Below are 16355 nucleotides of genomic sequence, written 5' to 3'. Positions count from 1 at the left end.
GCTGTGCCCCTTGTCGCCCATGCTCCCCGCCCCCGTGACCTCGTCCGGTTCGGACCGCACAACGAGAGCCACTGGGTCGCGCTGCGGGCGGGCGTGTCGGTGGGTCTCCCCCTCGTCCTGCTCACGGCGACGGGCCACCGGGGCTGGCTCGCGTACGCCGCGTTCGGCGCGTTCACCTCGCTGTACGGCCGGGGCGAAGGCTACCGCCGGCGCCTGCACACCCAGCTCGCCGCCGCCGTGACGCTCGTCTTCGCGGTGGGGCTCGGGACCGCGGTCTCGGCCGTCGTTCCGGACGGACAGCTTGCCCGGTGGGCGATCGTCGCGGCCTCGGTGCTGACGGCGATCCTCGGCTCGCTCGTCGGAGACGCCACCGGTTGGCGCCCCGCCGGTCCGCTGTTCTCGGTGTTCGCCGTCGCGACGTGCGCCGGCGTGCCCGCGGTGCCGGCCGATGTCCTCGCCGCTGTGGCCGTCGCGAGCGCCTCGGCCGGCCTCGCGCTCCTCGTCGGGCTCGGGGGCGCTCTGAGCCCGGCGCGGCGTGCCCGCGAGCGGGCCTCGTCGCCGCCGTTCGGGGTGCGACGGCTCGTCGAGGAGAGCACGCTGCGCCGCCACGCGCTGCGGTACGGGATCGCCGCGCTGGCCGCGGGCGGTGTCGCGACCATCGCCGGGATCGGCCACCCGGGATGGGCCATGGTCGCCGCCGTCGTGCCGCTCGCCGTGTCGGACACGCCAGGCCAGCTCCTGCGCGCGAGCCACCGTCTCGCCGGCACCGCCGTCGGGCTGGTCGTCGCCGCCGGTCTCTTCGCACTTCATCCGGCCGGCTGGGTGCTCGTGCTCGTCGTCGTGGCGCTCCAGACCGTGGCCGAGCTGTTCGTCGTGCGCAACTACGGGTTCGCGATGATCTTCATCACCCCGCTCGCCCTGCTCATGAACCTGCTTGTCGGCAGCGTGCCCGCCGACGTGCTGCTCCGGGACCGCGCCCTCGAGACACTCATCGGCGCGGTCATCGGGACCGGCGTCGCGCTCGTCTCGACGCGACGAGCCATCGCCGGTGGCGTTGTGACGCAGCTCGCCTGACCCGGCCCTGGGTTCGCGGCCGCGTGCGGGGACGGGTGAGACTGTCCGCATGACGCCGACCCCGACCGCCTCGGACGTGCCCGCGCGGGGCACGGCCCTGGCAGACCCGATCCTGCGCAGGATCTGGGCGCTCCTCTCGCCCTACCGCGGGGAGCTCCTCCTCGTCGCGGTCTCGATCGTCGTCGCGTCGCTGCTCGGCATCGTCACGCCGTTCCTCACCCAGCGCGTCTTCGACGATGCGCTGTTCCCGGCGGACGGCTCGGGGGTGCACCTGCGTCTGCTGGTGATCCTGGTCGCGGCGATGGTCGTCATCCCGCTGCTCAGCGCCGCGATCGGCGTCGGGCAGACGTTCCTGACGACGAAGGTCGGCAACCTCGCGATGGCCGACCTGCGGGGACGGCTGTTCGAGCACCTCGAACGCATGGAGCTCGCGTTCTTCACGGCGACGAAGACCGGCTCGATCCAGTCGAGGCTGGCGAACGACGTCGGCGGCGTCCGCTCGGTCCTGACGACGACAGCGTCGTCGATCCTCTCGAACACCGTGACCGTGCTCGCCTCCACCATCGCGATGCTGCTGCTCAGCTGGCAGCTGACGCTCGTCGCCGTGGCCCTGATGCCGCTCTTCATCGTCCTGCAGCGGCGGGTCGGCGCACGACGGCAGGCGATCGCGCGGGCCACGCAGGAGTCCTTGTCGGACATGACGGCGATCACCGAGGAGGCCCTCAGCGTCTCCGGGGTCCTGCTGACCAAGGTGTTCAACCGTTCCGATGCCGAGATCGCCCGTTACCGGGCGGAGAACGACCGCCAGGTCGACCTGCAGGTGCGGCAGGCGATGGCCGGTCAGGGCTTCTTCGGCGTCGTCACCGCGTTCATGGCCGTCACGCCGGCGCTCGTCTACCTCGTCGCCGGGTCGATGATGACAGGCTCGTTCGGGGGCGGGGTGCTCACGGCGGGGACGCTCGTCGCGTTCTCGACCCTCCAGGCCCGCCTGCTGATGCCGGTGATCTCGCTCATGCGGATCGCCCTCGATGTGCAGACGTCGCTCGCGCTGTTCCGGCGCATCTTCGAGTATCTCGACCTCACGCCCGCGATCACCGACCGGTCGGAGGCTGTGGCGCTGACCCACGCCGGCGAGGCCGGGCGGGTCGAGCTCCGGGACGTCTGGTTCCGCTACCCCGCTCCCCCACGGCTCGTCCAGCCGCCCCCGCTGCCGGGCCGGTGGAGCGGCAGGCACGGCGCGCCGCTCGGTGTCGCGACGCCGACGCGCCGCATCGAGCCGATGCCCGAACCCGAGCGGCCCGCTCGGGCGCGCTCGTGGGCGGTCCGTGGCGTCTCGCTCACCGTCGAGCCCGGCCAGCTCGCCGCGTTCGTGGGCCCGTCCGGCGCCGGCAAGACCACGCTGAGCTACCTCGTGCCCCGCCTGTACGAGATCGATGAGGGCGCCGTGCTCGTCGACGGCCACGACGTGCGTGACCTCACGCTGTCGAGCCTCGCCAACGCGATCGGGATGGTGACGCAGGACCCCTACCTGTTCCATGCGTCGATCGCCGACAACCTGCGGTACGCACGCCCCGACGCGACCGACGACGAGCTCGTCGAGGCCTGCCGAGCGGCGAACATCCACGACCGGATCGAGGCGTTCGAGAACGGCTACCGCACGCTGGTCGGCGAACGTGGCTATCGGCTCTCCGGCGGTGAGAAGCAGCGCATCGCGATCGCTCGGGTCCTGCTCAAGAACCCCCGGATCCTCATCCTCGACGAGGCGACGTCGGCGCTGGACTCGTCGTCCGAACGGCTCGTCCAGTCGGCGCTCGCGCGCGCGGTCGACCAGCGCACGACCCTCGCGATCGCCCATCGGCTCTCGACGATCCGCCACGCCGACGTGATCTTCGTCGTCGACGAGGGGCAGGTCGTCGAGCGCGGCACGCACGACGAGCTGGTCCAGGTGGCCGACGGGCTCTATGCGCGCCTGTACGCCGAGCAGTTCGGTGGCGGACGCGTCGAGGCGCGATTCAGCGACGGGATCATGTTCACGGACGGCGTCGTGCTGTCCCAGCCGAGCACCGCTGCCGGGTAACCGGGCCACCCACAGCCTCTCGACGCCTGAGCTGCGCCAGCGCTCAGCGCGTGCGCGCCGTCGGCGACACGGCGGGTGAGCCAGGGTCAGGTCATGACCGACGATGCGACGCGCCACCCGGTGGCGAACCACGAGCTGTTTCCGGGCACTGACGGGCACTGGGCCGCCGATCCCGACGACGACCTGGCGGACGTCCCCTGGCTCGACGGCGACACCGGGACCGACGACGACTCCCTGCCCGTGACCGGCCGTACCCTCGACGACGCGCGGGACGCCCTCGACGTGCTGATGCGTGTCGTCGGTCCCGAACGCGACGGACCCCCCGCGTTGTGGTTCCTGGTGCTCGATGCCGCCGACCAGGTCCTGCCGCTCGTCCTTCCGATCGCCGAGGTGCCCACCGTGCCGGACGCTGTCGTCGCGGCCAATCTCGTGCACGTCCTGGCCTCCGTCCTCGAGCATGACGCGCCGGGCGGATCTGTCGTCGTGGGCTACGTGCGGCGCGGTGGTGGCGACCTCGGCGCATTCGAGGCCGGATGGTCGTCGGCGCTGCACGTCGGTGCGCATCGGGAGGCCGTCCGGATCCGGGCCGAGGCGGCCATCGGGCGGGACCGCGCACGGATCCTGAGCACCTCGTGGTGAGCGTGCTCGCCCCGCGCGCTCCCCCGCTGCGACCATGCGCGGCCTCAGCTCGTCCCTCGCCCGACGCGCGTTCACGAGACCTTCACGCCACACTGGAACATTGAGGGCGGCCTGGTCGTTGAGCCTCCTGGAAGTCACTGCTCGGGAACCGCACGGCAGGCGGTTCGATGCGGGCGGTTCACACCGAGACGTCAGATGGCGGCGAACGACGCCCCACGGCACGGCAACGCACGGAGGTCCTACATGTCGAACCGGTCACTGCGCGGAATGCGCATCGGTTCCCACAGCATGGAGACGGAAGAGGGCGTCGAGTTCGCCCCTCGTCTTCAGGCTCACTACGACTGCCCCAACGGACACACGATCATCCTGCCGTTCTCTGTCGAGGCGGACGTTCCGGTCACCTGGGAGTGCCGCTGCGGCGAGGAGGCGCTCCTGCGGGACGCGTCCAAGCCGGAGCCCAAGGCGGGCAAGGCCCCGCGCACGCACTGGGACATGCTCCTGGAGCGTCGGACCGTCAAGGAGCTCGAGGAGCTCCTCGACGAGCGGCTCGACCTTCTCCGCGCCGGCAAGCTGCGCCGGAGCGCCTGAGATCCACCGACCGGCTCGCAGCTCTTGCGCCGCGAGCACGGCCCAGCAGAACGGCCGCCAGCCCTCACGGGACGGCGGCCGTTCTGCTGCGTCTCTGGCGGGTGGGAGGAACAGAAGCCGTTCCGGGGCGGTCAGCTGCGGCGCAGGTCAGCTACGGCGCAGGTCAGCGGCGGCGCAGTCGGCGCACGGCAGCGCCCAGCTGACGTGCGCGCTGCTCGACACCCCACACCGTGACGTTGGCGAGGGCCTCGACGACGATCGCGCGGCTCATCTTCGACCGGCCGAGCTCGCGCTCGACGAACGTGATGGGCACCTCCACGATGCGGCCGCCGGCCCGCTGCACGCGCCAGGCCATGTCGACCTGGAAGCAGTACCCGGCGGAGGCGACCTCGTCGAGCGCCATCGTCGCGAGGGTCTCGGCGCGGAACGCTCGGAAGCCTGCCGTCGCGTCCCGCAGCGGCAGCCCCAACGCGAGCCGGGTGTAGGTGTTGCCGCCGCGGGAGAGGAGCTGACGGCTGACCGGCCAGTTGACGACGCTCCCGCCGGGCACCCAGCGCGATCCGATCACGAGGTCGGCACCGGCGACCGCGTCCAGCAGGCGCGGCAGGTCCTCGGCGCGGTGCGAGCCGTCGGCGTCCATCTCGACGATCACGTCGTAGCCACGCTCGAGCGCCCACCGGAAGCCGGTGATGTAGGCGGTGCCGAGGCCGAGCTTGCCGGTGCGGTGCAGCACATAGATGGTGGTGCGGCCTGACGCCTCTTCGTCCTGTGCGGCGATCTTCTCGGCGAGCTCGCCGGTGCCGTCGGGCGAGCCGTCGTCCACGACCAGGAGGTCGGCGTCGGGCACGCTCGCGCGGAGCCGTTCGAGCGCCGTCGGGAGGTTCTCCCGCTCGTCGTACGTCGGGATGACGACGAGCACCCGGGGCTGGGTGTCGGCGTTGTCGGCGGTCATGAGACTCCTTCGGTGCGGTTCTCGCGGCGGATGCGCAGCGCACCAGCCATCCCGGTCACGACGACGCACAGGGCGAGTGCGTCGGCAATCCACGCAGGCCAGTCTCCGAGCCGGGCGGCAGGCGTGAGGGAATGGCGCAGCGGCAGCGTAGCCACCAGCTGGCCGGAAGTGAAAAGCGCTGTCTGGTGCGAGACGGCGCCGTTGGGCTCGATGATCGCGCTGACGCCGACAGTGGAGATCTGGACGGTCGCTCGACCGAGCTCGATCGCGCGCAGCCGGCTCATCGCCAGCTGCTGCGTGGACTCCGCGGTGAACCCGAACGAGGCGTTGTTCGTCTGGACGACCAGCAGCTCGGCCCCGGCCAGGACCGCCGCGCGAGGCAGAGCGTCGTAGGCCACCTCGAAGCAGATGACGTCCCCGATCCCGACGGTGCGCCCGAGTCGAGCGGACTCGAGCGGCACGAGCCCGACCTTGGTCCCGGCGATCATGTCCTGGGTGACGAGGTCGACGGCCGAGGAGAACGGACGCACCAGGGAGCGGAGCGGGATGTACTCGGCAAACGGCGCCGGATGCTGCTTGGAGTACTGCGCCACGACACCTTGTCCGGGAAGCCACAAGACTGCGGTGTTGTAGCGACCGCCGCTCGGCGGGTACTGGACGGTGCCGACAAGCATCGGTGCCTGCACGGCCCGTGCCGCGGCGTCGATCTCGTCGGCTGCTGCTCCGTCCGCCTGCGGGTCGACGTCCGTGCCGTTCTCGGGCCACAGGACCAGGTCGAGCTGCCCCGGCTCGACCTGGTCGAGAAGGGCGAGCGTCCCGGCCACGTGGTTGCCGAGCACGACGCGGGCCTGCGCGAAGGCGTCCAGACCGGCGTTCGGCACGTTGCCCTGCACGGCGCCCACCGCGAGCGTGCCGGCCTCGGCGCGCGTGTCGAGCGGCACGAACAGGCCCGCGACGAGCACGGCGCCGGCCAGTGCGAGCCGGACGAAGACCCGGGGGACGACGAGGCGCCGCGCAGCCGTCCACGCCTGGGCGAGGAGGATGCCGGCAAGGGCCACCGCCGCCGAGACGAGGGGCGCGCCGCCCAGCCAGGCCAGCGCCGAGACGGGCGAGTCGGCCTGGGAGAACGCCAGCCGTCCCCAGGGGAAGCCCCCGAACGGCCACGCGGAGCGGAGCTCCTCCATGGCGACCCAGAGGACGACGAACACGATCACCTGGAGCCACCTGTTGCGCCAGACGGCGTTGCCGCGCCGGGCCCAGGTCCACGCGGCACCGAAGAGGGCGACATACCCGGCCTCGAAGGCGGCAAGGGCGAACCACGGGACCCGCCCGACGGCGTAGTCCGCCCAGGTGATGTGAGGCAGGAAGAAGGTGAGGCCCCAGACGAGCCCGATCAGGGCGTTCCAGCGCGCGCTGTCGCGACGCAGGGCGAGGACGAGCAGCCCGACCCCAGGAGCTGCGGCTCCCCACCAGCCGAGGTCGGGGAACGATGCCCACGTGAGCGCTCCCCCGGCGACCGCGAGGGCCAAGGACGACCAACGGGCGGGCTCGCGGGTGGGCTCGCGGAATGGCACCGCTGAAGACTACGTCAGCGTGCCGGACCACGATGTCAGGGGCGCTGCGCGCCCCGTCGACCGGCCCGCGTGTCCTTCGTGCCGGACGTCGCCGTGAGGCGTCCCGTCCGTTTTCTACTGAACACGCGGGCCTAGCCGGGGTCCTCCCCTGCAGGCCGCACCCCGAGGATGAACCTCAGGTGACCGGTCATCCGCGGGGGCGGAACACTCAGTGAACCTACCGGGTCGGCAGAGAGTGTCAAGCGGCCATCGACGCAGGTCACACGAGTACGTGCAGGTCACCACTCCGGTGGTTGCTCCCGGTTCGCACGAATCGCCGCGGCGTGTCGTGCGGCGTGTCGGCGCCGCGCCGAGTGACCCACCCGTTCGAGTGAACTTCGTGCGACGGGCGTCAGCCGAGCTCGTCGTGCAGGACGACACCGGCCCGCACCGTGCGCACGCAGACGGGGGTGGCGGCCTGCGGATCCAGGTCCGGAAGGAGGGGGGTCCCAGCCCGCGCATCGGTGCTCCACCCCGAGGTGGCGCGACCGGCGCCCTGCACGGCGAGGTTCTCGGCCCGCCACACGGCGAGGTGCGCCGGGGCGCCGACCCGGAGCTCGCCGGCGCCCGTGTGGTCGAGATGGGCGGCGCGCCAGCCCCCGCGGGTGTGCGCCCGGAAGGCTGCGCGCGCGGAGATCCGCTGGTCGCGCTGGTGGTGACCGACCGCGGCCCGGACCGCGGCCCAGGGGTCGATGCGGGTGACGGGCGAGTCCGAGCCGAACGCGACGGGGATGCCGGCTGCGGCGACGTCCGCGAACGGGTTGAGCGAGGCCGCGCGACCGGCGCCCAGGCGGGCCGCGTACATCCCGTCCGGGCCACCCCAGGCCGCGTCGAACGCCGGCTGCATGCTCAGGTGCACCCCCAGCAGGACGAGACCGGCCAAGGTCATGGCATCGATCATCTCGGCGTGCTCGAGCCGGTGACCCGCACCGCGGATCGCGTCGATGCCCTCGACGTCCACGGCGGCCCGGAGCCCGAGCATGAACTCGTCCATCGCGCGGTCGCCGATCACGTGGAACCCGGCCTGGACCCCGGCGCGCGTGACAGCCGCCACGTGGTTGCAGATCTGCTCGGCGCTCAGGAACAGCGTCCCGCGGTCTCCGCCGGGCACATCGACGTACGGTGCGCGGAGCGCGGCCGAGTGCGAGCCCAACGAGCCGTCGACGAGGAGGTCGCCCCCGATGCCGGCGAGGCCGGGGATCGCTGCCATGATCTCGTGCGCGTCGTCGCTCGTGACGCACGCCTCGCCGCGGTACCCGACGACGTGCGTCAGACCGCTCTCGGCATCGGCCGTCATCGCCAGCAGCGCAGCGAGACCGTCGCGGGTGTCGGTCGACGGCGTGCTGTGCTCGTGCAGCGAGACGACGCCCGCCGCGGCAGCCGACCGCAGCGCGAGGCGGTAGAGCTCGTCGCGACGACCCGTGGGGACGTCACGCGCAACCTCGCGCGCCCGCGCATGGGCCGCGCCGTCGACCCGTCCGTCGTCGTGCCAGCCGGCCAGGCCACGCAGTCCGGCGACCTCCGCGAACGATGACGACACGACGCCCGAGTGGGCGTCCGCGCGAGCCAGGTACACCGGCGCCCCGCCGCCGGCTCGGTCCAGGTCGTCGACCGAGGGCGCCCGGCCCTCCGCCCACCCGTGGTCGTCCCAGCCGAACCCGAGCAGCGGCTGCGCCAACGCGTCGGGCGATCCGTGACGGGCGTCCTCGGCCGCACGGTGGACGGATGCCAGGACGTCGGTGAGCGACCCGCCGGCCGCACCGGGCGAGAGGTCGAGTCCCTCGATCGCGAGACCGGTTGCGAGGACGTGCGCGTGCGCATCGACGAAGCCGGGGGCTACGAGAGCGCCGTCGAGGTCGACCACCTCGTCCGCCCGGGCCGCCAGGCCGTCAGCCGTGTCGTCGGCGCCGATCCAGGCGATCGTGGCACCGTCGACGAGGATCGCCTCCGCGAACGGGTCGGCAGCCGAGTGGATGACGCCGCGGCGGTACAGGGTTGAGGTCACATCGGACAACCCTAATGACGACGGAACGCGCCCACCCGTCGAGCCGCCGTACGGTCACAAGGACGAGTACGCGACGACCCCCCGGCGGAGCGCCGAGACGGCCTGGTGGGCCGTGTGCGCGAGGGTCGGGTCGGGTGCCGCCTGCGACAGCTGGTCGAGCAGGTCGATGACCTGCTTGCACCACCGCACGAAGTCCCCGGCCGCGAGGTCGCTGCCCCGCAGCACGGCGTCGAGGCTGCGGCCCGCGGCCCAGCGGTGCACGGACTGGACGAGCCCCAGGTCGAGCGGGACGGTCGCCTCGAGCCGGTGCGCGGCCTCGAAGTCCTCGAGCTCCGACCAGATGCGCACCGTCTGCTCGAGGGCCCGACCGAGCTTGCCCTGCGGTCCACCGGGCACCGCCGGTTCCGACTCCCGGTCGTCGCGCCGCGAGGAGTACACGAGGGTCGAGACGGCCGCGGCGAGGGCCGGCGCGTCCAGATCGTCCCAGGCGCCGCGCCGCAGGCACTCCGCGAGCAGAAGGTCGTTCTCGGCATACAGGCGGCGTAGCCACTGACCCTCTGCGGTCACGACCATCCGGTCGCGCGCCTCGCCCGGCCCCTCGGGGACGACGAGGTAGCCGAGCTGCTGCAGCACGTCGCAGATCCGGTCGAACACCTTCGCGATCGAGCCCGTCCGGCCCTCGATGCGGTGCACGAGCGCGTCGTGCTCGGTGCGCAACCGGGCCCACCGCTCGGCCCACCGGGCGTGCTCCTCGCGATCGGGGCAGCCGTGGCACGGGTGGGCACGCAGGCGGCGGCGCAGGTCGGTCAGCACCGCGTCATCGGCCGAGCTCGCGCGGCGGTTCGCACGCCGTCCGGAGCCTCGGACGGGTGCGGCACCGTGGTGGCCGCCGTCGGGCACGGAGGCACGCAGCGCCGCGGCGAGGTCGCGGCGCGCTGCTGCGACGCGGGAGTTGAAGCCCCGAGGGACCCGCAGGTAGCCGACGGTGCGAGCACCGGTCCCCACATCGGCGACCGCCAGGCGCCGGATCTGCCGGTCGGTCGTCAGGACCGTCGGCCGAGGCCCCTCGAAGCCGCCGGGCGTGCCGGGGTCGAGGACGACGGCGTGCGCGGGCCGGCGCCCGGCGGGCAGCTCGAGCACGTCACCGACCCGGAGACCCTCCAGCGACCGCGCGACCTCGGCGGCCCGCGCCGCCGATGCCTGCCGGGTCAGCTCGCGCTCACGGTCGGTGATCGCGCGGCGCAGGCCGGCGTACTCGGCGAAGTCGCCGAGGTGGCACTGCATCGCCTTGGCGTACCCGTCGAGCGCCTCGGCATGGCCCTGCGCCTGGCGCGCCAGCCCGACGACGCCGCGGTCGGCCTGGAACTGCGCGAACGACGTCTCGAGGACCTCGCGTGCCCGGTCCCGGCCGACCTGGGCGACGAGGTTCACGGCCATGTTGTAGGTCGGGCGGAAGCTCGACCGGAGCGGGTACAAGCGCTTGGAGGCGAGCCCGGCGAGCGCGACCGGGTCCAGCCCGGGGTGGGCGACCACGACCGCGTGGCCCTCGATGTCGATCCCGCGCCGTCCCGCGCGCCCGGTCAGCTGCGTGTACTCCCCCGGGGTGATGTCGACGTGCGCCGACCCGTCCCACTTGACGAGCTTTTCGAGGACCACGGACCGCGCGGGCATGTTGATCCCCAGCGCGAGCGTCTCGGTCGCGAAGACGGCCCGCACGAGCCCGCGGGCGAAGAGGTCCTCGACGGTCTCCTTGAAGAGCGGGAGCATCCCGGCGTGATGGGCCGCGACGCCGCGCGCGAGCGCCTCGACGAAGGCCCAGTACCCGAGGACGTCGAGGTCCTCGTGCGGGATCGTCGCGCACCGCTCCTCGACGGTGTGCCGGATCTCGGCCTCCTGGGCCGGTGTCGTGAGGCGCACCCCCGCCGCGAGGCACTGCGAGACGGCGGCCTCGCAGCCGACGCGCGAGAAGATGAAGAAGATCGCGGGCAGCAGCTCGGCGTCCTCGAGCAGGTCGACGACGGCGAACCGCGGGGTGGGTCGGCCGAGGCCGGGCCCAGGCCCGCGGCCGTGACCGCGCGCCCCGTGTTCCCCACCACCGCGCCGGCCACGGTGCAGCGGCCCCTCCTCGCGCTCGACCCGGTGCAGCAGGTGCGCGACCTCAGGGTTGATCGGCGGGTGCACGCCCGGGTCGGTCGGGTCGACCGGACCGGCGTACAGGTCGTGGAGCCCGCCGCGGACGAGCACGTGCTGGCTCAGGGGCACCGGGCGGTGCTCGCTGACGACGACGGCGGTGTCGCCGCGCACCATCGTCAGCCAGTCGCCGAACTCCTCGGCGTTGGACACCGTCGCGGACAACGACACGAGCTGGACGTCGTCGGCCAGGTGAAGGATGACCTCCTCCCAGACGGGGCCGCGGTACCGGTCAGCGAGGTAGTGCACCTCGTCCATGACGACGAACCCGAGACCGTCGAGCGTCGGCGAGCCCGCGTAGAGCATGTTGCGCAGCACCTCGGTCGTCATGACGACGACGGGGCCTCGCCGTTGACGGTCGTGTCCCCCGTGAGCAGCCCGACGTTCGGTGCACCGTGGCGACGGACGAGGTCGCCGTACTTCTGGTTCGAGAGCGCCTTGATCGGCGTGGTGTAGAACGCCTTGCGCCCCGTCGCGAGCGCCAGGTGGACGGCGAACTCGCCGACGACGGTCTTGCCGGCTCCGGTCGGCGCTGCGACCAGCACCCCGCTGCCGCGCTCGACCGCCTCGCACGCCTCGACTTGGAACTCGTCGAGCTCGAACTCCAGGCTCGCGCGGAACGTCGCCAGCTCGGTGCGGGCGGCCGACTCGCGTCGCCGAGAGCTGGCGTACCGCTCCGCAGGTGACCCTTGGGCGGGGTCCGGTGCTTGCCTGCTCGTCGTGGGTGCCACGTCCTTCACCCTAGGTGACCGGGCGCACGCAGGGCCGTCAGGCGAGCACGTGGACGGCGCCCGGGTGCACCTGGGCGAGCAGCGGGACCGGGCCGAGCCGCTCCCCGTCGGCGAACGCATCCGGAGGTGTGCCCCCGAGCGCTCCGACCGGCTCGATCAGGACCGTCCGGGACCGGAACACCTGGACGGCCGGGTGGTGGACGTGGCGTCCGGAGTAGATGCTCGGGAAGATCTGGACGACACCACGCTTCGTGAACGGTCCGGCCACGACGACGTCGAGCAGGCCGTCGTCCGGGAGCGCGTCCGGGGCGATCTTCATGCCGCCACCGAACCACGGCGTGTTCGCGACGGCGACGAGCGTCCCGGCGGACTCCCACACCAGGTCGTCGAGGGTCAGTCGGTAGCCGTACGGGCGGAACCGGCCGAGCTCGGTGCCGAGCGCCCGCACGTAGCGGGCACCGCCGCGCGGCCAGGTCAGGGCGTTCGCCCGGGCATTGATCGCCGCGTCGATCCCGCAGGAGAGAACGCCCAGGTACCACTCGTGCGCCGAGTGGAGCGGGGGGCGGACGCTCACGGCGTCGATGGCGCGCGGCCCGTGCGTCAGGCCGTGCTCGATCGCGGTCACCGCGGCGTCGATGTCGCCGAGCGGGAGCCCCAGGGCGCGAGGCAGGTCGTTGCCCGTCCCCGCCGCGACGATCCCGAGCGGCAGGCCCGTGTCCGCGACGACGTTCGCCCCGAGGTGGACCATGCCGTCGCCGCCGACGACCACCAGCGCGTCCAGGCCGTCGACCGCCGCGTGCCGGGCCCGCGCGGTGGCCGCCTCGAGGTCAGGCGCCGAGAGGTCCTCGACCGTGTGACCGCGGCGCCGGAGCGTCTCGATCGCGTGCGCGCCCGCTCGGCGGCCGTGACCGCGGTCCGCCGTCGGGTTGACGACGACCCCCAGAGTCGTCGTCATCCGCCGTCCGGTCGTGTGCCGTCGAGCCGGGGCAGTCCGTCGGCGACGCGCTTCTTGTCGGTCCGCCGGTCGTGGATGAAGCAGACACCCAGCGCCGCGAAGTACAGCACGACGATGGGCAGTGCCATGGCGATCATCGTGATTGCGTCGGGGGTCGGCGTCATCACCGCCGCGAACACGAACGAGAGCAGGACTGCCCAGCGCCATCCCTTGGCCCACGAGCTGGCTCGGACCAGGCCGGCGAAGTTCACCGCGACCATCACGACGGGCAGCACGAACGCCAGGCCGAACGCGATGACGAACCGCATCACGAAGCTCAGGTACACCTGGGCGTCGATCAGGTTGGCGGCGCCTTCGGGGGTGAAGTCCGTGAGCACCCGGACGGCCGTCGGCAACGTCCACCAGGCGAGCCACGAGCCGGCGAGGAAGAGCGGCACCGCGGCGCCGAGGAACCCGATCGCGTAGGTCCGCTCACGCCGCGTCAGGCCCGGGGTGATGAACGCCCACAGCTGGTAGAGCCACCACGGGCTCGTCACGATCATCCCGAGGAAGAGCGAGACCTTGATCTTCATGTCGAAGGCCGTCGCGAGACCCGAGAAGTTCACCGAGATGAAGCCGTCGCGATGGGCGGCAGTGTCAAGGAGAGGCTGCTGCAGCGCCTTGAAGACCGGGTCGTACAGGATCCACCCAAGGACCGCGCCGACGGCCAGGCCGCACGCAGCGAGGAACAGCCGCTTGCGCAGCTCGCGCAGGTGCTCCCGCAACGGCATCCGACCGTCGAGATCTCCTCGACGGCTCTGGGGTGGCACCGGAGATCAGGTGCGTGGCGGGGTGCTGCCGTCGAAGCCCTCGTACGGCGGCGGCAACGTAGCCGGCGGTGCCGTGTCGGGAGCCGCAGCAGGAGGAGTGACAACGGGCGGCGTGGCGACGGGCGGCGTTGCCGGGGTCGACGGCTTGTCGTCCTCGGTCAGGTCCTTGAGCTCGCTCTTGAAGATCTTCAGGGACTCACCGACGCTCTTGGCGAGGTCCGGAAGCCGCTTCGCCCCGAACAGGAGCAGGACGACGACGAGCAGGACGATGACATGCCACGGCTTCAGTGCGTTCATGACGGTCTCTCCATCGGGATCGATTGGTGCTGCGGAGATAGTAACCGGGTCCAGCGCACGGTCCCGAATGCTCCGGGGTCAGGCGGTCAGCGACTGTAGGCGCGCCACCGCGCGAAGGTGGCGACATGACGCTCCGCCCGGAGCGCAGCACGCTCGCGGCGGGCCGCACGGAGCTCGTCGACCCGCAGCCGCAGCGCAGCGCGGTCGTCGAACAGCTGGGCGTGGATCGGCGGGACGCCGTCCGGGGTCGCTGCCTGCTCCGTCGCGTCGGCGAGCCGACCGAACGCGTCCGCCGCACGGCCCAGCTCGCTCAGGAGCGCCCCTGCCTTGCGCCACAGGTCACGCCCGAGGAAGAACGCGCCGAGGAGCGTCCCCACCACGAGGACGGTCCACACCGCGAACCAGAGCATCAGGGCAGCCTAGCCGCGGTCCGGCTCGGCGAACGGGCCGTACGCGGCGAGGGCCGAGCGGGCGACCGAGGCGACGTCGTGCGCGACGGACGCGGGCCGGACCTCGAGGACCTCCCCGGCTGCCTGGAGCAGGAGGTGGCGGAGCCAGGCCTGGTCGACGACCCGGAGGTCGACCTCGAAGGTGCCGTCAGCCAGGTTCCGCACGTCCTCCACGGGGACGCTCTCGGCAACCCAGCGGCCGCGGCTCGTCAGGTGCAGCGTGACGAGGCCCCCGGTCGGGTCGGGGTGGAACTCGACGGAGCGCGCACCTGAGGTGTGACCGGCGTCGACCAGGTCGTCGAGCACCTCGGCACCGAGGACCCGGTCGAGCCGGAACAGCCGCTCGGCGCCGGCCCGGTAGCACCAGCCGAGCAGGTAGGAGCGCTCGTCGTCCGTGATGAGCCGGATCGGGTCGACGTCGCGCTCGCTCGTCACGTCCGCGGCGTTGACATACCGCAGGCGCAGCCGGTGGCCGGCCTGCAGGGCCGTCCCGATCGCTGCCACGACGGCCGGCGAACCGTCCACCGCGAGCCGGACGTCGACCGCCGCCGCGGCCTCACCGGTCGCGGCCGTGAGCTTCTCGAGGGCCGAACCGAGGACCCGGGCGCGTTCGGGGTCGAGGCTCGGACCGAGCGCGGCGGCCATGGCCCGCAGCGCTGCGACGAGGACCACGGCCTCTCGCGTGCCCAGGCGCAGCGGTCGGGTCATGCCGCGGGACTCGGTCAGCCGGACGACGCCCTGCTCGTACGACGCGGCGTCGAAGTCGATGAGGTCGTGGGGGAAGTAGCCGGGGGTCCCCGTCATCCACAGGGTGTCGACGTCGCTCAGCACCTGTCCGGGCGTGACGGCGAAGTGCTCGGCGATCTGCTCGACCGGGACGCCGGCGTGCCGGTCGAGGTAGGTGATCATCCCCAGCATGCGCAGCAGCCGGTCGCTCGCCCGCTCAGCCATGCGTCCCCCCGTGTTCGTCGAGGGTCGCGGCGACGCGCAGCAGCCGGAGCACCGTCTCACGCACGGCGCGCGGTGCCAGCACGACGACGGCGTCGCCGTAGCCGACGACCTCCTCGGCGAGCTCCCACGCGGACGTGAACGGCACGTGCACGACGTCGCGGTCGGCGAACACCCGGGCGAGCCCCGGTTCAGTGAGGTCGAGCTCGTCGGCGGCGTCCACCGCCCGGGCTCGCAGGGCCTCGGCCCGCTCCGGTCGCACGGCGAGCGTGGCGACGCGCGACTCCCCCGCGCTCCACGACGCCAGGACGTCGGCCAGCGCTGCGGCGTCCGGCTCGCCGAAGGCGTCGGCGGGGCCGACCGTGCGGACCCTGCCCTCGATACGGCTGAGCCGGAACGACCGCGGCGCCTGCCGGTCGCGGTCGCGTCCGACGACGAACCACCCGCCGCGTCGGGCGAGCAGCTTCCAGGGTTCGACGACGCGCGTCAGGACCTCTCCGCTGCTCGCCGCGCGGTACCGGAACGTCACTGCCTGACGGGCCTGCACCGCGTCGAGCAGCGGCGCGAACGCGTCCCCGCCGGCGCTCACGCGCGGAGCGAGGCCGGCGACGAGGTCGGTCGCCTCGGGTGCCGCCCCCACGGCGCGTAGCTTGGTGATGGCGCGCGACGTGTCCGCGCGGGCCGACGAGTCCTGCCAGAACTGCGCCGCGAGGGACAGGACCCCGAGCTCGGCCGCCGTGAGGTCGATGGGCGGCAGCGCGTACGCCTCCTGGTCGATCCGGTAGCCGATGTCGTCGCCGTGGCCCGAGCCGGTGACCGTGAGGATCGGGATGCCGAGCTCACGCAAGGTGTCCTTGTCGCGCTCGAACATCCGCTCGAAGGCGTCGTCGGAGGCAGCGTCGGCGTAACCGGCGACGCTGCGACGGATCTGCTCCTTCGTCATGCGCGCCGACGTGTTGACGAGCGCGATGACCAGGTTGAGCAGCCGTTCTGCGGGATGGATCTGGTCGGGCATCGGGTCAACGGTA

At 72.7% G+C, this 16355-nt stretch carries 13 protein-coding genes and 1 pseudogene; 4 read left to right on the top strand and 10 right to left on the bottom strand.

Features of this window, described 5'->3' with window-relative positions:
* Positions 1-3: 3 nt before the first annotated feature.
* The 4 genes from DDP54_RS14075 to DDP54_RS14060 all read left to right on the top strand — a co-directional run bounded on the left by DDP54_RS14075 (position 4) and on the right by DDP54_RS14060 (position 4378).
* Positions 4-1074 (top strand): FUSC family protein, encoded by a 1071-nt coding sequence (locus DDP54_RS14075; RefSeq protein ID WP_109132639.1) that lies wholly within the window; start codon positions 4-6, stop codon positions 1072-1074.
* A gap of 49 nt (positions 1075-1123) precedes the next feature.
* Complete coding sequence (locus tag DDP54_RS14070; protein ID WP_109132638.1) at positions 1124-3151, top strand: ABC transporter ATP-binding protein; 2028 nt, start codon at positions 1124-1126, stop codon at positions 3149-3151.
* Between the two features lie 93 nt (positions 3152-3244).
* A complete protein-coding gene (locus tag DDP54_RS14065; RefSeq protein WP_146192441.1) occupies positions 3245-3790 on the top strand; it encodes a hypothetical protein in 546 nt (181 codons plus the stop codon).
* Positions 3791-4033: 243 nt separating this feature from the next.
* Positions 4034-4378 (top strand): RNA polymerase-binding protein RbpA, encoded by a 345-nt coding sequence (locus DDP54_RS14060; RefSeq protein ID WP_109132731.1) that lies wholly within the window; start codon positions 4034-4036, stop codon positions 4376-4378.
* 163 nt (positions 4379-4541) lie between these two features.
* Here DDP54_RS14060 and DDP54_RS14055 read toward each other — a convergent pair whose 3' ends face one another.
* The 10 genes and pseudogenes from DDP54_RS14055 to DDP54_RS14010 form a co-directional block, all read right to left on the bottom strand.
* On the bottom strand, positions 4542-5330 hold the full coding sequence (locus DDP54_RS14055; RefSeq protein ID WP_109132636.1) for a polyprenol monophosphomannose synthase: 789 nt from the start codon (positions 5328-5330) through the stop codon (positions 4542-4544).
* The gene (gene lnt, locus DDP54_RS14050; protein WP_109132635.1) at positions 5327-6904 is read right to left on the bottom strand and encodes an apolipoprotein N-acyltransferase; all 1578 of its coding nucleotides are present in this window, start codon (positions 6902-6904) and stop codon (positions 5327-5329) included. The genes DDP54_RS14055 and lnt overlap by 4 nt, the downstream gene beginning before the upstream one ends.
* 391 nt (positions 6905-7295) lie before the next feature.
* On the bottom strand, positions 7296-8948 hold the full coding sequence (locus DDP54_RS14045) for an amidohydrolase family protein (RefSeq protein WP_109132634.1): 1653 nt from the start codon (positions 8946-8948) through the stop codon (positions 7296-7298).
* 54 nt (positions 8949-9002) lie between these two features.
* Positions 9003-11869 (bottom strand): annotated as a pseudogene (locus DDP54_RS18855) (DEAD/DEAH box helicase).
* Between the two features lie 37 nt (positions 11870-11906).
* Positions 11907-12824, bottom strand: coding sequence for a diacylglycerol kinase family protein (locus tag DDP54_RS14035; protein ID WP_109132633.1), 918 nt, complete (start codon positions 12822-12824; stop codon positions 11907-11909).
* Positions 12821-13594, bottom strand: a complete 774-nt coding sequence (gene tatC, locus DDP54_RS14030) for a twin-arginine translocase subunit TatC (RefSeq protein WP_109132632.1) — start codon at positions 13592-13594, stop codon at positions 12821-12823. Before tatC ends, DDP54_RS14035 begins: the two co-directional genes overlap by 4 nt.
* A 45-nt stretch (positions 13595-13639) precedes the next feature.
* On the bottom strand, positions 13640-13930 hold the full coding sequence (tatA, locus tag DDP54_RS14025) for a Sec-independent protein translocase subunit TatA (protein WP_109132631.1): 291 nt from the start codon (positions 13928-13930) through the stop codon (positions 13640-13642).
* An 86-nt stretch (positions 13931-14016) separates the two neighbouring features.
* Positions 14017-14340, bottom strand: coding sequence for a hypothetical protein (locus tag DDP54_RS14020; protein ID WP_109132630.1), 324 nt, complete (start codon positions 14338-14340; stop codon positions 14017-14019).
* Between the two features lie 9 nt (positions 14341-14349).
* Positions 14350-15330, bottom strand: a complete 981-nt coding sequence (locus DDP54_RS14015; RefSeq protein WP_109132629.1) for a WYL domain-containing protein — start codon at positions 15328-15330, stop codon at positions 14350-14352.
* A complete protein-coding gene (locus DDP54_RS14010) occupies positions 15323-16342 on the bottom strand; it encodes a WYL domain-containing protein (protein WP_109132628.1) in 1020 nt (339 codons plus the stop codon). The genes DDP54_RS14015 and DDP54_RS14010 overlap by 8 nt, the downstream gene beginning before the upstream one ends.
* Positions 16343-16355: the final 13 nt, after the last annotated feature.

This window comes from Cellulomonas sp. WB94 (assembly GCF_003115775.1).
In the GTDB taxonomy this organism is placed as follows: Bacteria; Actinomycetota; Actinomycetes; order Actinomycetales; family Cellulomonadaceae; genus Cellulomonas_A.
This window is presented reverse-complemented; position numbering and strand designations above follow the sequence as displayed.

Excerpts from the sequence above, each read along its gene's own strand:
- DDP54_RS14035 (WP_109132633.1), bottom strand. The coding sequence starts at position 12,824 with ATGACGACGACTCTGGGGGTCGTCGTCAACCCGACGGCGGACCGCGGT.
- DDP54_RS14015 (WP_109132629.1), bottom strand. The coding sequence starts at position 15,330 with ATGGCTGAGCGGGCGAGCGACCGGCTGCTGCGCATGCTGGGGATGATC.
- tatA (WP_109132631.1), bottom strand. The coding sequence starts at position 13,930 with ATGAACGCACTGAAGCCGTGGCATGTCATCGTCCTGCTCGTCGTCGTC.
- tatC (WP_109132632.1), bottom strand. The coding sequence starts at position 13,594 with ATGCCGTTGCGGGAGCACCTGCGCGAGCTGCGCAAGCGGCTGTTCCTC.
- DDP54_RS14070 (WP_109132638.1), top strand. The coding sequence starts at position 1,124 with ATGACGCCGACCCCGACCGCCTCGGACGTGCCCGCGCGGGGCACGGCC.
- DDP54_RS14010 (WP_109132628.1), bottom strand. The coding sequence starts at position 16,342 with ATGCCCGACCAGATCCATCCCGCAGAACGGCTGCTCAACCTGGTCATC.
- DDP54_RS14020 (WP_109132630.1), bottom strand. The coding sequence starts at position 14,340 with ATGCTCTGGTTCGCGGTGTGGACCGTCCTCGTGGTGGGGACGCTCCTC.
- DDP54_RS14055 (WP_109132636.1), bottom strand. The coding sequence starts at position 5,330 with ATGACCGCCGACAACGCCGACACCCAGCCCCGGGTGCTCGTCGTCATC.
- DDP54_RS14065 (WP_146192441.1), top strand. The coding sequence starts at position 3,245 with ATGACCGACGATGCGACGCGCCACCCGGTGGCGAACCACGAGCTGTTT.
- DDP54_RS14060 (WP_109132731.1), top strand. The coding sequence starts at position 4,034 with ATGTCGAACCGGTCACTGCGCGGAATGCGCATCGGTTCCCACAGCATG.